The organism is Staphylococcus sp. 510 (assembly GCF_057219715.1).
The window spans coordinates 31,626-48,105 of the sequence record NZ_JBXVVK010000003.1 but is presented as its reverse complement, the minus strand read 5'-3'; the positions used below and the strand labels follow the sequence as shown (position 1 = coordinate 48,105).

Sequence of the window (16,480 nt, the reverse complement as noted above, 5' to 3'; positions counted from 1 at the left end):
AACAGCCAATCGGGATGTTATACATCAACCGTTTGGCTGTTTTATATTAATATGACATATTTGAATTGCAAATAATTTTAATGGGTGTCGTTATTAACAACATCAATTTCAAATCCTAAATCCTCTAACATCTCGTAATCCATTTGATTAGGCTGTCCACCAGTAATTAAATAATCTCCAACAAATATTGAATTAGCAGCTTGTAATGCTAAAGGTTGTAATGATCTTAAATTCACTTCTCGTCCACCTGCTATTCTTATTTCTTTAGTAGGATTAATTAATCTAAACATCGCAATAATTCGTAAACACTTTATTGGATTTAACTCATCCATATCTCCAAATTTAGTACCTTTAATCGGGTGTAAAAAATTAATAGGTATACTATCAGCATCAATCTTTTTTAATGCTAATGCCATATCAATGATATCCTCATTTGATTCTCCCATACCACATATTACACCTGAACAAGGTGATATATGATGTTGTTTCATAATCTCAACTGTATTAACACGATCTTTATACGTATGTGTAGTCACTACATTATCATGGTATCGTGCACTGGTATTAATATTATGATTATAACGATCGACACCTGCTTTTTTTAACCTTGCAGCTTGTTTTTCATTTGTTAATCCTAGGCACGCACAAATTCTTAATTGAGGATGAATACTTTTAATTTCCTCAACTGTATCGCAAATATGTGCAACCTCTTTATCACTTGGACCACGGCCACTCATCACAATACAATACGTTCCAATTTGATGTTCTCGTGCTACATTGGCACCATCTTTAATCTGTTCTTTATCAACTAAACTATATCTCTGTTTTTGCTTCATTTCTCTAGATTGACCACAATAGCCACAATCTTCAGGACAAATACCACTTTTAGCATTTAATATCATATTTAATTTTACACGTTTACCATAATAATGCTTTCTAATGTTATACGCTTCATGTAATAAATCCAATGTATCGATATGTTCATCTTCAAATATATGCATCCACGCTTCTTTAGAAAAATGCTCATTGTTTAAAATTCGTTCTGATAATGTCATCAGAAATCCTCCTCTTCTTAAAAAGTAATCACTCACCATATATAGTCATTGACTTAACTTAGTATAATGTAAACTTAATCAAAATAAAAGTTTACATTATAAGCGTGATTCATCCTTTCAATATAAAAATTGTATTCATGTCACAAATATGCTACAATTTTATAAATCGAAACAATTACGTTTTACAAAAAATAAGAAAGAGTTGATAGTATGCAATGGACAATTATTGGTGGTGGCATTCAAGGAACAACCATAGCTTTAAAATTAAGACAAGCTGGTTTAGACGCTAAGGATTTAACAATCATTGATCCCTATCGTACATTATGTGAACAATTTAATAGTTATACACATCGTATTAGTATGCCTTTTTTAAGATCACCTTTTGTACACCATATACATCCAAAACCATTTCATTTAAAACAATACGCTAAATTAAATCAGTATACAGGGGCTACTTATGGGCCATATAAGCGTCCTCAACGCGATATGTTCATGCATCATACACATGAACTCATCCATCAATATCGTTTGAATGAAAGTCATATACAAGGAGCCGTAAGGCATATACATCGAGATAATCATCAACAATGGCAATTAGAATTAAATGATGGTCGAATATTGTCAACACAGTATTTAATCATTGCACACGGTTGCAATCATCGTGCCTATATCCCAGCTATGTATCATGATCAACCAGATATTCAACATATTTTTGATGAAGAAGAATCACAAATTAAAGAACAACAAACATCTCATGTTGTAGGTAGTGGTATATCTGCTGCACATTTAGCCCTAAAATTAGTCAATAATGATGACAGTAAAACAGTACATTTATGGCTTAATAAAGATATTGAAATTCATGACTTTGACGCGGATCCAGGATGGTTAGGTCCCAAAAATATGAATGCATTCCTAAATATCGAATCTTCTGAAGAAAGAATGCGTATTATTCAAACAGAACGTCATAAAGGATCGATGCCTCATGAGTTATATCTGCGCTTAAAGAAAAAAATGAGCCAAGGTCGTTTAATCATTCATAAAAATGAGATTGAAGATATTAAAAATCATCATATCATTACTTCAAATGGTAAGATGTATTATGATCATATCTTATTGGCTACAGGATTTGAAAATACTGTCATGTCACAACCTATGATTCAAGATTTAGTTTTACATTTCAATGCCCCTATCGCACAATGTGGTTTCCCAGACATTACGCATGAACTAGAATGGCTACCACATTTATTTGTAGCTGGAGGTTTAGCTGATTTAGAACTAGGACCTTTTGGTAGAAACATTATGGGAGGCAGAGAAGCATCCGAAAGAATATACCAAGCGTTTATTCGCCTACAAAAACAACTCGCATCATAACATAATAAAAGCTACCGCTTCACAACGAAACGGTAGCTTTTATTTATTTCAATGGCTTAATAGCCATTGTTCCTCGCATTATACTAATTAATTGATTATTGTCATCTTTAATTTCAATATGCCATACTTGTGTTGATTTGCCTTGATGAATAATAGTAGCAATCGCAATCACTTTACCTTCTTTAACTGAATGAATATGATTAGCATTCATCTCTAAACCTAATGGAATATATTTAGACGTATCAATTAAGTTTGCTGCACCTAATGAGCATGCAGTTTCACCTAATGCTAAACTTGCGCCACCATGTAGATAACCAAACGGTTGTTTCACTTTATCTGTTACAGGCATTGAAATGACAACTTTACCTTCTTCTTCAATTTCAACATTCATTTCAAATGTTTCTAATAAATTGGTCAACCTAACACTCCTCTTTTTATACTATAATACCATGGCCGCAATGGTACCAAAAATAATTAATGGGATATTATAGAATAAAAAGTTTGGGATACAAGTATCTCTAATATGATCATGTTGACCGTCCATATTTAATCCTGCTGTAGGCCCTAATGTAGAATCACTTGCAGGTGATCCAGAATCACCTAACGCACTTGCTGTACCGATTAACGCTATTAATGCCATTGTATCTAAACCAATAGATGCACCAAATGGAATAAACAATGAAGCGATAATTGGTATTGTTGCAAATGAAGAACCTATACCTAACGTCACGATTAATCCGATAATATACATCACTACTATACTAATTAATTTGTGGTCTCCAGTAATACTAGTTAAACTTTTAACCAAATTATCAATATCACCAGTTGCGTTCATAACACCAGCAAAGCCATTGGCAGTTAAAATAACCACACCAATATATGCCATGATTTTAATACCATCTACAAATTGCTCATCTAATTCATACCAACTATATGCACGTGATACAAAGAAGACAAGTACACCTGCTAAAGCACCAAAAATCATTGATTCTGTTAATGTTTGAACAATAAATGTTGCTAAAATGGCAATCACAGTCACAACTAAAATATATGGTTTTAGTTCTGTAACTGTTGCTCTATCATTAATATTTCTCTCTTCATATTTTCTAGGCTTACGATAGACGATAAGTCCTAAAATTAAGCCTACAATATAGCCCATTGAAGGAATAAGCATCGCTTTCCAAATCATATTAAATTCGATAGGATGGTGCGCTTTTTGGAACCCACTTTGAATAATTTGCTGGAATATTTGACCAAAACCATACGGTAATAACACATACGGCCAACATAATCCAAATCCAATAACTAAACCAATCAAGCGTCTATCCATATTTAAATCATTGAATAAACTTAATAATGGCGGAATTACTATTGGAATAAACGCAATATGTACAGGTATTAAGTTCTGACTCATAATACTCATTGCTAAAAGTGCAACAATTATAATCACTTTCACTCTGATTCTTGAAAGTCGACTGTTTTCAGAGTGAATGGCTTTAATAATTTTACCAACTAAGTAATCAGTAATACCACTATAGGAAATTAAAGCGGCAAAGCCACCTAATAACGCATAACTCAGTGCTACTTCGGCCCCATCAACAATATTCTTACCAAATATGTTAATGACTTTTTCAAGGCTCATGCCAGATAGCATACCACCTACTAAAGCACTAATGAATAAACTAATCACAACGTTCAACCTACATAAACATAAAATAATCATTAAAATAACAGCAATCACTACTGCATTAATCATACGCAAAACCATCCTTTACTACTCTATCGAACTAAAGTATTTATGGATAATATCATAGCAACTCAATTTTATAAAGTCAATACGAAATTGAAATCTAGTTTAAATAACCCTTTCAAAAAATAAAAAAGAAAGCGCTAAGGCGCTTCCTTAAATAACTATAATGATTTTAACCATTCAACAATCGTTGGAATCATATATCCTGTTGGACCTTTCGGACCTTTATGTGATGGTTTATTTATCGTTGCTGGACCAGCTATATCAAAGTGCAGATGAGGTACTGAGCCACTAAAATGACTGATAAATGAAGCGGCAAATAAAGCTTTCCCTTGTCCATTTGTGTGATTGACTAAGTCTGCGACATCACTATTTTTAATTAACTGTCTTTCTGTTTTTGTAATAGGTAATTCAAACACTTGTTCATCAACGGTTTTAGAGATACTTAAAATCGCTTTTAATTGCTCACTGGCATTAGTTTCAAACGCGGCAGCCTTATCTTCACCTAGAGCCACAATTGCAGCACCTGTTAATGTAGCAAAATCTAAAATAACTTGAGGTTGAAATTGAGTTGCATATGCAACAGCATCACCTAATACTAAACGACCTTCAGCATCTGTATTGAGTACTTCAACTGTTTCACCACTTAATGCGGTATAAACGTCATCTGGTTTCATTGCCTTGTCATTAATCATATTTTCAGCAGAAGCTATGATACCTATAATATTAATTGGTAACGCTAATTGATGAGCAACCTCAATCATGGCAACAACATTTGCAGCGCCACACATATCAAATTTCATCGTTTGCATTCCTATTTTACTTTTAATACTGTAGCCACCTGAGTCATAGGTAATACCTTTTCCAACTAGGACAATTGGCTTCTCATCAGTACGACTACCATCATATTGCATCGTAATCACTCTAGGTTCATGGATAGAGCCTTTTCCTACCGCATGTATCAATCCAAATCCTTCTGATTGTATTTTCTGACCATCTTTAATATCTACTTCTACAGATGAATCTTTAAAGTGTTGTACGACAAGCTCAGCAAAATATTGAGGTGTTAATAGATTAGGGGGAATTTGACTTAATTCACGCGCTAAATTAATTGATTCACCTACCGTTTTACCTTCTTGTATTTTACTTTCAATTTTCTCAAGGTCACAGTCAACATTTACGTGTAAATCAGGTTGATAAGGTGCACGCTTATCAGATTTATAATTGTCAAACTGATAAATAGCTTGTTCACTTTGCAAACCTAGCGTTTTAGTCACTACATCGTCTTCAATATGTGGACTTAAAAATGAGTTTAGTAACAATTCTGCTTCTGTGATATGTTCTTGTTTTAAAAACTGAAACACATTTCCCCAAATGATTAAATAATCCGCATAAGTTAATTCTTTAATATTTCCTAATCCAACAGTTATAAGACGTTTAGGTTGTTGTTGAATATAAATCATTGATGTCGTTATCTTTCCAGTTGCACCTTGTATAATATGATTTTTCTTTAAAACTTTTAAATCATTCATTAATGATTGTTCGTGATACACGATATCATTTAATTGATTCATATGTTCAGGAATACCAATAATTAATGTATGTATGTCATCTAGATTAGTAGAATTAATTTGGATATTCATCATACAGCCTCCTTTTGATATTTAATTTAAATCAACTATTATGATAAGTAGTTATTTTTAAAGTCACTCTTTCAATAGTTGTAAATGATCTTATTTATATTTAAGCATACAAAAAAGCCTCCAAACTTTTAAGTAAGGAGGCTTCATATATCATAAAAAGTTAGAATTTACCTTTTTTGAATGCAAGACCTACGCCACCGATTTTGAATACAGCACGAGTGTCGATAACTTTCTTCATGAATGCAGCTTTTTTACCAGTAATATCTTTACCGTAAACAATACCTACACCGTCATGAGATCCTAATGAACATACTGTACCACGATCAACATATTCAAATTCTTCTTTAGCTTCGCCATTTAAGATATGTTTGATGTTTTTAGCAACATGTTCACCTTGTTGCATTGCGATTTGAGCTGTTGTTGGTAATGGACGTTCTTCACCTGCTGGGATGAATGCAGAAACATCACCGATAACAAAGATATCATCATGACCTGCAATTGTAAGGTCTTGATTAGTCACAATACGGCCACGTTTAACACCTTCAAATGATTCTTCCATTAAGTGGCTACCACGTACACCTGCAGTCCATACTGATGTACCTGCTTCTAATTGTTGTTTTTCACCATTTACTTCTACTACGAAACCTTTTTCGTTACAAGCAACGATTGGTGTAGCAATTTTAAATTCTACGCCACGGTTTTCTAAGTAGTTTACAGCATGGTTAACTAAGTCATCTGAGAACATTGGTAACATTTTAGGTGCTGCTTCAACACAAGTGATTTTCACTTTGTTTTGGTCAATACCATATTTGCTACATAATTCAGGAATTCGATCAGTTAATTCACCTAAGAATTCGATACCAGTGAATCCAGCACCACCAACTAAGATAGATAAATCTTTGTCGTCTTTCTCTTTAGAAGCTGCATAATTAGCGAATTTATCTTCGATATGACGAGATAATTGACGCGTAGTTAAAACATTTTCAATTTGGAAAGCGTGATCTTTCATTCCGTCAATACCAAATGTTTCACTCACAAATCCTAATGCTACAACTAAGATATCAAAATCATAGATGCCTTTGTCAGTTTCTACTTTTTTAGCATTGCGATCGATTTTAGTAACTTCTGCAGTTACGAAGTTAACTTTGTCTTTTTTCAATACACTTTCAACTGGGTATAATAAATCTTCATAATTGATTGTACCTGCTGAAGCTTCATGTAACCAAGTTGCTTCGTAATGATAATCATTTTTGTTAATTAGAGTGATTTCCGCTTCTTCTGCAGAAAGTTCTTTTTGTAATTTAGTAACAGTTTGTAAACCTGCATAACCCGCACCTAAAACTAATACTTTTTTACGTTCTTGAGCCATTGTTTTCACCTAAGCTTTCATAATATTTTAACTCCAGTGTAACATACTTAAAAATACACGACCTTTTTAATTAAGCCTTGCATTATAACCACGTCAACACAGTAATTATTACGTCTTTTTTCTTTAAGCTATATCTCGTGAAGTTCACAGAAAAGACAATATTTAATCCAAGTTTAATTCTATAGCTTTTACACAATATTTTCAAGCGACAATAGTCCACATTGTGAAAAATTTAATTTATTAAATTAAAACCGTCATCTCGCCTAGCAATCTTCTGGATTACCTGCAACCTTAGCAGTTCTAAATGAACTACCGCAGCCACATGAAGCAATGGCATTTGGATTATCGATTTGGAAGCCACCACCCATTAGTGATTGTTTGAAATCAATTGTTGTACCGTTTAATACTGGGGCATCATGTTTATCTACCAATACTTTCAAACCGAAGAATTCTAATACTTCATCGTTTTTACCTGGTTCAGCTTCTGCTGACATACCATAAGTCAATCCTGTGCATCCACCACCATTGACTTTGATTTTAAGATAACCATCAGGCATATCATTACTTTCTAACATGTCTTTTACTTCATAAGCTGCCGCTTCAGTTAAAATAACTGTTTGCATTGTCATAACCTCCTATAATAAATTCGTAAAATCATTTTCTTCTATATGTTTATATATATTATTTAACAAATTGTCCGGTGTATCTCCTTCAACAATATCACCATCAACCAGTGCATACAAGCCGTTGGAGCATATACCACAATTTTGTAAGCATCCATATTCTAAAACATCTACATCAGGATCATTTTCTAACTTTTCATAAACCACATCTCCACCCTTAGCCATATTGGAAATGCAGAATTCAACTAACGGAAACATACGACACCCTCTCTATTATAATAGTTATAATATTATAACAAACCACACGCTATTATGACTATTATTGAGCTTAAAATGTCGGAAATAGAAAAATTTACTAATAAAACAATATATTTAATTTAATTCGATATATATTTGTAGTCAATTTGAAAAACCGATATAATAATCATATAAATACATAGTCATATAAGATAAGATGGTTAAATTTTTGTTCATTTCCATCATTTTTTTGGGCAAAAATGCTTAATATGACATTAGTCTAAAGGGCAATATCAATATTAATGCTCTTATTTATAACATGATTTTTTAGGATAAAGGGGTATACTAAAATGAAAAACATTGTTTTATTAGGCGGGGGTTACGGTAATATGCGCATCATGGCTCGTATATTGCCTAATGCGTTACCAGAAGGATATAGGTTGACTTTAATTGACCGTATGCCATTCCATGGTTTAAAACCAGAATTTTATGCATTAGCTGCTGGTACAAAATCAGATAAAGATGTACGTATGTCGTTTCCAAATGATGCAAATATCAATACAGTTTATGGGGAAATCAATGATATTAATTTAGATGAGCAAATCATCTCTGTAGGTAATTCAAAAATAGATTATGATGAGCTAGTCATTGGTTTAGGTTGCGAAGATAAGTATCATAATGTACCTGGTGCAGATACACATACACATAGTATTCAAACCCTTTCGAAGGCACGCGATACTTTTCATAGTATTAGTGAACTACCTAAAGGCGCTAAAGTTGCTATCGTTGGTGCTGGACTGAGTGGCATTGAATTAGCTAGTGAATTACGTGAAAGTCGTGCAGATTTAGAAATATTATTATATGATCGTGGTCCACGAATTTTACGCAATTTCCCAGAAAAACTTAGTAATTATATTTCAAAATGGTTCTCTAAACACGATGTTACTGTAGTACCCAACTCAGTCATCGATAAAGTCGAACCAGGAAAGATATATAATAATGGTGTTCCTGAAGATGTCGATTTAGTCGTTTGGACGGCTGGTATACAACCAGTTGAAGTAGTTAGAAATTTACCTATAGATATTAATAACAACGGTCGTGTCATTTTAAACCAGTATCACCAAATTCCTACTTATCCAAATGTTTACGTTGTAGGTGACTGTGCAGACTTACCACATGCGCCTAGTGCTCAATTAGCTGAATTACAAGGCGAACAAATCGCTGACGTAATGAAAAAGCAATGGAATAACGAACCATTACCTGAAAAAATGCCAGAACTTAAAGTTCAAGGTTTCTTAGGCTCTCTAGGTGATAAACAAGGATTTGCTTATATTATGGATCGAACTGTTACCGGACGTCTCGCTTCTATCTTAAAATCAGGTGTCCTTTGGTTATATAAATATCATAACGGTTAAAATAAATAAAAGGGGCAATGAAATCATTTTAATTGGTTTCACTGCCCCTATTTTTAATACTCTATATTAACTTTCTGTTTTTAAAATTTTTGATCTACAAACTGCGTAATCTGCTTAGTTTGAATATAACCATCTGCTACATATTCATCATTCATTGTAATCAAAGGATAAAACAACTCATCTTCTTGAATACGTTCAATAAATTGTTGATCGTGATCTGTTAGATTTTCGGTATCCTTTTCAATATCAATATAAGTAAACTCAAAATGATGGTGTGGAAATTTTCGTTTTAACAATGGTTGTAACCAATCAAATGTATCTTTTGATGTCGGTGCATTCACACAACTTGCACATACTACATCTGCCCCATAAACAACAACACTCACTTTAGTCATTGAAATCCCTCGTTTTGATTTATAGATTTTTCTTACTTAATCTATTATAATGTACTAATAATGATAATGAAATAATTTACTTGAAAGGAGACATATCTCATGCCTACTGAGAATGCGACAATGTTTGATCAAGTAGCTGAAGTAATAGAACGTTTACGTCCATTTTTATTACGTGATGGTGGCGACTGTACGTTAGTTGATGTTGAAGACGGCATCGTAAAATTACAATTACATGGTGCTTGTGGTACTTGCCCAAGCTCAACAATAACATTAAAAGCTGGTATTGAACGTGCGTTACACGAAGAAGTGCCTGGCGTTATCGAAGTTGAACAAGTATTCTAATGTTTTTCGTTAGTGTAATATAAAGATATAATTTAAAATAATTGATTTCGTTTTATCCCATCTCTGGACGATTAATCCATTGATGGGTGTTTTTTGTTTGTTTACAATTTCCGTTAATTTCAATGTAACGTTTAATCTTCATAATAGCATTGAAATAATTCAATAATAGCTTTCAAATTAACATCTAGATATTTATCTTTATGCTTTATGAGATAAAAATTTCGAAAGACGTCTAACTTGATAGCAGCTAATATATTATTATGTTCTTCATCTAATACAGATTTAGATATAACTGTAAATCCTTTACCAGCTTTCACCATATCCACGATTACTTGATTACTATTAATTTCCACTAAATATGGATGTAATGATAAGTTAGTTAAACCGATTTCTTGGTAAATTCTTGTACCTGATCCTTGTTCTCGAACAAAGCATATTTGTTTCGCATCAAAGCCTACTTTTTGATTGTAAATTAAGACCATTTCATCTTGCGATATACATGCTAAATCAATGGTATTATTTTGGATTTCTCTCTCTACAATTCCAATGTCTACAACATTGTGTTTAACGTTATCTAAGACCGTATCTGAATTAGTTAAATATGCATTTACATGTAATTCTGGATATTGGTTGGCAATTTCTATTAATTTTTGTGATAAATATTGCTCACCATACGTATAACTACTACCTATAGATAGTACACCCGCTACATCTTTCTTATCATTTTTTAAATTTTGCCAAAGTTCCCGCTCTATATTTTCTCGTTGCAGTGCATATTTTAAAATCTTCTCACCATCTGATGTTAAACGAATCGATGGCCTAGTAAATTCAAAAATTTTAACATTATACTTAGTTTCAAGTCGTTTGATATCACGACTTATTGATGGCTGTGATGTGTACAGATGCGCAGCTGCTTTTGTAAAATTTGCTGTTTTTACTACTTCTATTAATACTTTATATGGATCCATGGATATTCCCCTTAATAAAATATATATTCATCATATCACTTTTGTTATGTATACTATATCAAATATTTATTTAACGTTATAACAGTACAATGCTAAACTTTCTCTTATAGGAGGAACGGCACATGATTCAACTCAAGCATAAATATTTTTTCATAGGTATGTTATTTACATTTTGTATTGCAATGTTAAGTCTGGCATTATCTAAATTACCTATACTTAACCATGTCGGTGGATTATCTATTGCGATACTTATTGCAATTTTATATCGTCACTTCAAAGGATATCCTGAACAATACAAAGTTGGTATTACATTTTTTTCTAAGCGACTATTGAAAATCGCTATCGTCTTTTACGGTCTCAAGTTGAATATCGATGAAATTTTAGGACGTAGCGGTCCACTATTATTGATGGATGCCTGTATTATCATTTTTAGCATTATTATGACATATGCCTTAAGTCGTTTGTTTAAAACAGATACGTCAATAACAACTCTATTAGGTGTGGGGACTGGTATTTGTGGGGCGGCAGCTATTGCGGCTATTGCACCTGTCATAAAGTCTAGATATAAAGATATAGCAATCAGTGTTGGTATTATCGCATTAGTCGGCACTGTCTTTTCATTATTTTATACATTAATCTATTCAATTGTTCATATGTCACCTATTCATTTTGGTATATGGTCAGGAACCAGTTTGCACGAAATTGCACAGGTTGTATTAGCAGGTAATTATGCAGGCATTGATTCATTAAAAATTGCATTATTAGCTAAGTTAGGTCGTGTATTTTTATTAATACCTGTGATTATCATTTTTATATTATGTGTTAAATATAAAAATAAAGACAGTGAACAATCACATCGTATCGATTTCCCTTATTTTTTAATTGGCTTTATTGCAATGGCTTTAATTAATACATATATTTCACTTCCACCTGCTTTATTAAAAGTACTAGAAATCATGACCAATATCTTTTTACTAATGGCGATGGTAGCACTTGGATTAAATGTTTCTTTTAAAGATTTAAAATCTAGAGCTTTAAAACCCTTACTCGTTATTATTATTGTATCTATTTGTTTATCGATCTTAAGTTACTTTATCACTCAAACCATATTCTAAAAAAAAACGCCTTTCAAGCTTTATATGATGAAGTTTATCATCATGATACTTGAAAGGCGTTTATTATTATTTGTTATCTTCTTGATGCTTTTGTTTATCTTTATGATCTACTTTAGGTTGTTTGTCATCATTCATATGTTTAGCAATTTGTTGGTCAACGTAGACCCAACCTTTCCATCCTATATGAACGGCATCACTAATCACATATTTTTCATAGTCTTTATCTGTCATATCATATATTTTACCGCCATTATCAACGACAGTAGAATGAATTTTTTTATAGACTGCTTGACGTCTATCACTATCAATACCAATATGATCATACCATTTACCATTCGAAGGAATGCTTACATACTGTACATCTGCATCAGCTTTATTCATTGTTTGAACGAGTAATTTTAAGTCTTGGAACTCAGGAGAATTAACGTTAAATTCATAATCACGCTTAACTTTACGTTTATTTCCTTTAATTAATTTCCAATATGGATCTCTAATATGATATTGATTAGATTTTGTATTATCTTTACCAATTTCTTCTGCTTTATTTCTCATTTGACTCCATGATGCTTTTTCATCTGTGGCAGGATCAACATGAGACAATGGTGGTTTAGTGAAAGAGAATAATGATTTAATTGCTTCAATCTTAATTAATTGATTCTCTTTAAATGCTGAAATGTAATTTCCATATACATTATTCGGATCTTTCGCAACTTGTTTTAAATAATCCTTATTATGAACATGAGGGAATTGTAACAAACGTTTAGCGAAACGTTGTTTCAAATCTTCTGGCATATCCTTTTGATTAAACATTTGGTTAATTTGGGTTTGTGACATACGTGCGTCAAAGTTTTGGTTAGTTAATCCATGATTCGTAAACCATTGCGGAGAGATAATAAAAGTTAATTTTTTACCTTTTAAATTATCATATTGAGACGCAAGTTCAACCGCATTAATCAAATCCGTTGATCCACCAGTACCTAATAAAAATACATTTTTGTCTGAGTGATGTTTATTCAATGCAATTGCTGGATTGAATGGATCATCTTTACCTAATTCACTAGAACCATAAATTGGATAGTATTTATCTGATTTATAAAGTTGATTTTGAATGAGCGTGCCTTTTAATACTTGATCTGTTAATGAAATTCTATTATTAGCAAGCGTTTTATCAGTTATCAATCCTGTAAACAATTGCGCTGGTAACAGGACAAATATGATGAAAATAACGCCGCTAATTAGAATTGGTAAAAAAGGTTTTAATTTCATCGTAGTTCTTCTAATGCTTCCACAATTTTATTTGGTGTAGCCCACTCATCACGGTCAAAGTCCATAATTGATACTTCGATATCTAATTTATTTTGAATTTCTAATAATAAACCTACAGTTTGGAAAGAATCAATGATACCTTCTTCGAAAATTTCTACATCAGGATTCTCTTTGACGATATCATTTTCTGCGACCTCTGCTAATAAATCTAATACTTGATCTCTAAATTCCATAATTAATTACTCCTTTATTAAATAAATTTACCTGAGAAAATTAAAAAGCCAAACGCAACAAAATGGAAAGTAATCACTACACTTAATGCTGTAGTCCATTTATTTTGCCAACGTGGTGGATGTTTTTTTCTCCATTTTTCATAATAACCATAACCTATAAATAATGCTGCATGGTATAAACCGTATACAATATAGTAAACTTCTAAACCGTGCCAAATCCCCATAATAAAGAAGTTAAGGAAGAATGCAATATTTGACATTGCTAATTGGCTCTTAAACATCTTTTTACGAGACATATAGAATAAAGATCTCATATAAATACAATCTCTAAACCAGAATGATAATGTCATATGCCATCTATTCCAGAAATCTTTAATATTTTTAGATTGGAATGGTTTATTAAAGTTAGGTGGTGTTTTAATTCCGTATAAATAACTAAGCGCTATAGCAAATAAACTATAACCTGCAAAGTCAAAGAATAGATAAAAACTATATGCATACATATATAACCACATATGTGTGAATCCATGTAAATTCATTTGTAATGGATTTATCGCATATACTTGAATGAAATAGGCAATAATATATTTATATAAAAAGCCTATCATAATCATGTGGATCGCTTTTAACACTAATTCTCTGTATTCTCCACCAGTTGGAACCTTTTTATCATCTTTAACAAATCGTTTATATCTGTCAATTGGTCCAGAAGAAATAGTTGGGAAGAATGATATAAATTGGATTAATTTCCCTACTTTAATTTCTTTAATAGACCCATCACGTATTTCCATAATCAATTGAACACTTTTGAAGGTCACATAAGATATTCCAAGGAATCCTACAAATTCAATTAATTTGCTTTCATGGAAATGAATTTGGTGGCCACCTAGCCAAGTACTTTGTAACACTTTAACTAATGCTAAAGGTAATATAGACAGAATCATGATAGTTACAAATTTGGCAAATGTGTTATTTTTCTGTCTAGATTTATAATAAAACATGATTAAGGCAACTTGCCAAATGATATATATGATAAAACTTATTAACTGTACGCTTAAGTACTTTTGTCCAAATAAATTATGCTTATCTGAAGAAAAGATAAGTACAATCATAAATGCCGTACTAATACCGTTATATATATAGCTTCGCTTACCTAAAAAGCCAAGAATTATAACAGGAATAAGTACAATAAATGATATTAAGAAGAATGTAAATGTGCCATAAGGTATCATCCGTTAACTACCTCAGCAATCTTTTTACGATCAAGTTTACCATTAGATGTTAATGGTAACTGCTCCATCCAAACAAACTTTCTCGGAATCATGTACTCTGGTAAGCGTGATTTCAGTTCGTCTTTAATAGCTTTAGTCATTTGTCTCTCATCTTCAACTTCTTCTGTTGATACGACCGCACCAATCAAATGAATGACTTTATCATTTTTATATACTGGTACTACTATGGCTTCGCGTATTAAGTCAGAATCACGTAATTGCGACTCTATTTCTTCTAATTCCATACGATAACCATTTAATTTAATTTGGAAGTCGATTCGACCTTGTATAAACCATAAGCCGTTTTCTTCTTTAGCTTTATCACCTGTATGATAAGTTCTTACTCTATCTTCAAAATTAAACACAGCAGCTGTTTTTTCTTCGTTTTTCAAATATCCAACACTGACGCTTTGACCTTGAATAACTAATTCACCATCTTCAGTTGTCGTCAATTTAGTACCTGGTCTAGAAACACCTACTGGAAGTGGATTATATTGTTCTAGTACCTCTGATGTAATTTGTATACTAGTCACTGCAACTGTCGCTTCTGTAGGTCCATACGTATTATAAATCGTACCATTAGGGAATCGATCTACTAACGCTTTAGCAGTTCTATGTCCTAAAATTTCTCCGCAGAAGAAGAAGTGATTCAAGCTACCATATTGTTCTTCATTTAAAGTCGGTAATAATAAACACATTTCAATAAATGATGGTGTAGAAACCCAAATATTAATTGGTGTCGCTTGTAACATATCATTTAATAATTTAGGTTTATTAATCATATCTTTATCAACTAAGTTTAATGTACCTCCTGAAACTAAACATGGATAAATAGCCATTACAGATAAATCAAATGAAAACGGTGCTTGATTTAACCACTCTTGACCATTCCCAGATTGATTCAATGAATCCATCCATTCCGCAAATTCAACTAAACTTGCATATTCAATTTGTACACCTTTGGGTTCTCCTGTAGAACCTGATGTGAAGATTGTATATACAACATCATTAGCCTTCATTTGGCTATCAAATATTACAGGGTCTTGTGAATTCTCAACGTTTTCAATTGTGATAACCTGAGCGCTTTGTTGATCCAAAGTGTAATCAGTAGTATTAAAGATATATTCAGGTTGTACTTTATCGATAATCATCTTCACACGTTCTTCTGGCACTGACGTATCGATAGGTACATATCCACATCCTGCTTTAATTGCACCAATCATTCCTACAATCATAAATGGCGACATATGTCCAAATAAAATCATAGGTTGTTGACTACCTTGAAGTTGATGTGCAAGCTTACTAGAAAATTCATCTAGTTCTTTATAAGTGATTTCTTCAGTCGTATGTCTTACTGCAATTGCGTCTGGTTGTTGTTTACTCAATTGACTGAGAATATTAATAATATCTGTCATAGTTTTCTCCCT

17 protein-coding genes are annotated in these 16,480 nt (G+C 32.3%); 4 read left to right on the top strand and 13 right to left on the bottom strand.

Annotated features, from left to right (window positions below):
- Positions 1-77: 77 nt before the first annotated feature.
- Positions 78-1,055: a biotin synthase BioB gene (gene bioB, locus AC2D8K_RS03240; protein WP_002450817.1), complete on the bottom strand. Its 978-nt coding sequence runs from the start codon at positions 1,053-1,055 to the stop codon at positions 78-80.
- 210 nt (positions 1,056-1,265) lie between these two features.
- Between bioB and AC2D8K_RS03235 the strand changes: the two genes are divergently transcribed.
- Positions 1,266-2,426, top strand: a complete 1,161-nt coding sequence (locus AC2D8K_RS03235) for an NAD(P)-binding domain-containing protein (protein WP_207024162.1) — start codon at positions 1,266-1,268, stop codon at positions 2,424-2,426.
- A 43-nt stretch (positions 2,427-2,469) separates the two neighbouring features.
- Here AC2D8K_RS03235 and AC2D8K_RS03230 read toward each other — a convergent pair whose 3' ends face one another.
- The 6 genes from AC2D8K_RS03230 to AC2D8K_RS03205 form a co-directional block, all read right to left on the bottom strand.
- Positions 2,470-2,844, bottom strand: coding sequence for a PaaI family thioesterase (locus AC2D8K_RS03230; RefSeq protein ID WP_002450820.1), 375 nt, complete (start codon positions 2,842-2,844; stop codon positions 2,470-2,472).
- A gap of 21 nt (positions 2,845-2,865) precedes the next feature.
- Positions 2,866-4,182 (bottom strand): Na+/H+ antiporter family protein, encoded by a 1,317-nt coding sequence (locus AC2D8K_RS03225; protein ID WP_002450821.1) that lies wholly within the window; start codon positions 4,180-4,182, stop codon positions 2,866-2,868.
- A 155-nt stretch (positions 4,183-4,337) separates the two neighbouring features.
- Positions 4,338-5,819: a leucyl aminopeptidase family protein gene (locus AC2D8K_RS03220; protein WP_002450822.1), complete on the bottom strand. Its 1,482-nt coding sequence runs from the start codon at positions 5,817-5,819 to the stop codon at positions 4,338-4,340.
- A 160-nt stretch (positions 5,820-5,979) separates the two neighbouring features.
- Complete coding sequence (locus tag AC2D8K_RS03215) at positions 5,980-7,188, bottom strand: NAD(P)/FAD-dependent oxidoreductase (protein ID WP_002450823.1); 1,209 nt, start codon at positions 7,186-7,188, stop codon at positions 5,980-5,982.
- A 263-nt stretch (positions 7,189-7,451) separates the two neighbouring features.
- Positions 7,452-7,811 carry a HesB/IscA family protein gene (locus AC2D8K_RS03210; RefSeq protein ID WP_002450824.1) on the bottom strand — a complete coding sequence of 120 codons (360 nt, stop codon included), beginning with the start codon at positions 7,809-7,811 and terminating at the stop codon, positions 7,452-7,454.
- 12 nt (positions 7,812-7,823) lie between these two features.
- A complete protein-coding gene (locus tag AC2D8K_RS03205) occupies positions 7,824-8,069 on the bottom strand; it encodes a YuzB family protein (protein WP_484698001.1) in 246 nt (81 codons plus the stop codon).
- Positions 8,070-8,398: 329 nt separating this feature from the next.
- Here AC2D8K_RS03205 and AC2D8K_RS03200 point away from each other — a divergent pair, with 329 nt between their 5' ends.
- A complete protein-coding gene (locus AC2D8K_RS03200; RefSeq protein ID WP_002450826.1) occupies positions 8,399-9,463 on the top strand; it encodes an NAD(P)/FAD-dependent oxidoreductase in 1,065 nt (354 codons plus the stop codon).
- An 80-nt stretch (positions 9,464-9,543) separates the two neighbouring features.
- Here the strand turns inward: AC2D8K_RS03200 and AC2D8K_RS03195 are convergent, their stop codons facing one another.
- Positions 9,544-9,858: a YuzD family protein gene (locus AC2D8K_RS03195; RefSeq protein WP_002450827.1), complete on the bottom strand. Its 315-nt coding sequence runs from the start codon at positions 9,856-9,858 to the stop codon at positions 9,544-9,546.
- Between the two features lie 99 nt (positions 9,859-9,957).
- On the opposite strand from AC2D8K_RS03195, the gene AC2D8K_RS03190 reads away from it, so the two are divergent.
- On the top strand, positions 9,958-10,200 hold the full coding sequence (locus AC2D8K_RS03190; RefSeq protein ID WP_002433501.1) for a NifU family protein: 243 nt from the start codon (positions 9,958-9,960) through the stop codon (positions 10,198-10,200).
- Between the two features lie 131 nt (positions 10,201-10,331).
- On the opposite strand, the gene AC2D8K_RS03185 is transcribed toward AC2D8K_RS03190, so the two are convergent.
- A complete protein-coding gene (locus tag AC2D8K_RS03185) occupies positions 10,332-11,168 on the bottom strand; it encodes a LysR family transcriptional regulator (protein WP_002450828.1) in 837 nt (278 codons plus the stop codon).
- Positions 11,169-11,290: 122 nt separating this feature from the next.
- Here AC2D8K_RS03185 and AC2D8K_RS03180 point away from each other — a divergent pair, with 122 nt between their 5' ends.
- Positions 11,291-12,283 carry a YeiH family protein gene (locus tag AC2D8K_RS03180; RefSeq protein ID WP_484697999.1) on the top strand — a complete coding sequence of 331 codons (993 nt, stop codon included), beginning with the start codon at positions 11,291-11,293 and terminating at the stop codon, positions 12,281-12,283.
- A gap of 66 nt (positions 12,284-12,349) precedes the next feature.
- Here the strand turns inward: AC2D8K_RS03180 and dltD are convergent, their stop codons facing one another.
- From dltD to dltA, 4 genes are read right to left on the bottom strand one after another with little or no spacing between them, the layout of a single operon-like run.
- Complete coding sequence (dltD, locus tag AC2D8K_RS03175; RefSeq protein ID WP_484697998.1) at positions 12,350-13,549, bottom strand: D-alanyl-lipoteichoic acid biosynthesis protein DltD; 1,200 nt, start codon at positions 13,547-13,549, stop codon at positions 12,350-12,352.
- The gene (gene dltC, locus AC2D8K_RS03170) at positions 13,546-13,782 is read right to left on the bottom strand and encodes a D-alanine--poly(phosphoribitol) ligase subunit 2 (protein WP_002433359.1); all 237 of its coding nucleotides are present in this window, start codon (positions 13,780-13,782) and stop codon (positions 13,546-13,548) included. Before dltC ends, dltD begins: the two co-directional genes overlap by 4 nt.
- 17 nt (positions 13,783-13,799) lie before the next feature.
- Positions 13,800-15,014: a D-alanyl-lipoteichoic acid biosynthesis protein DltB gene (dltB, locus tag AC2D8K_RS03165; RefSeq protein WP_002450831.1), complete on the bottom strand. Its 1,215-nt coding sequence runs from the start codon at positions 15,012-15,014 to the stop codon at positions 13,800-13,802.
- Positions 15,011-16,468 (bottom strand): D-alanine--poly(phosphoribitol) ligase subunit DltA, encoded by a 1,458-nt coding sequence (gene dltA / locus AC2D8K_RS03160; RefSeq protein WP_002450832.1) that lies wholly within the window; start codon positions 16,466-16,468, stop codon positions 15,011-15,013. Before dltA ends, dltB begins: the two co-directional genes overlap by 4 nt.
- Positions 16,469-16,480: the final 12 nt, after the last annotated feature.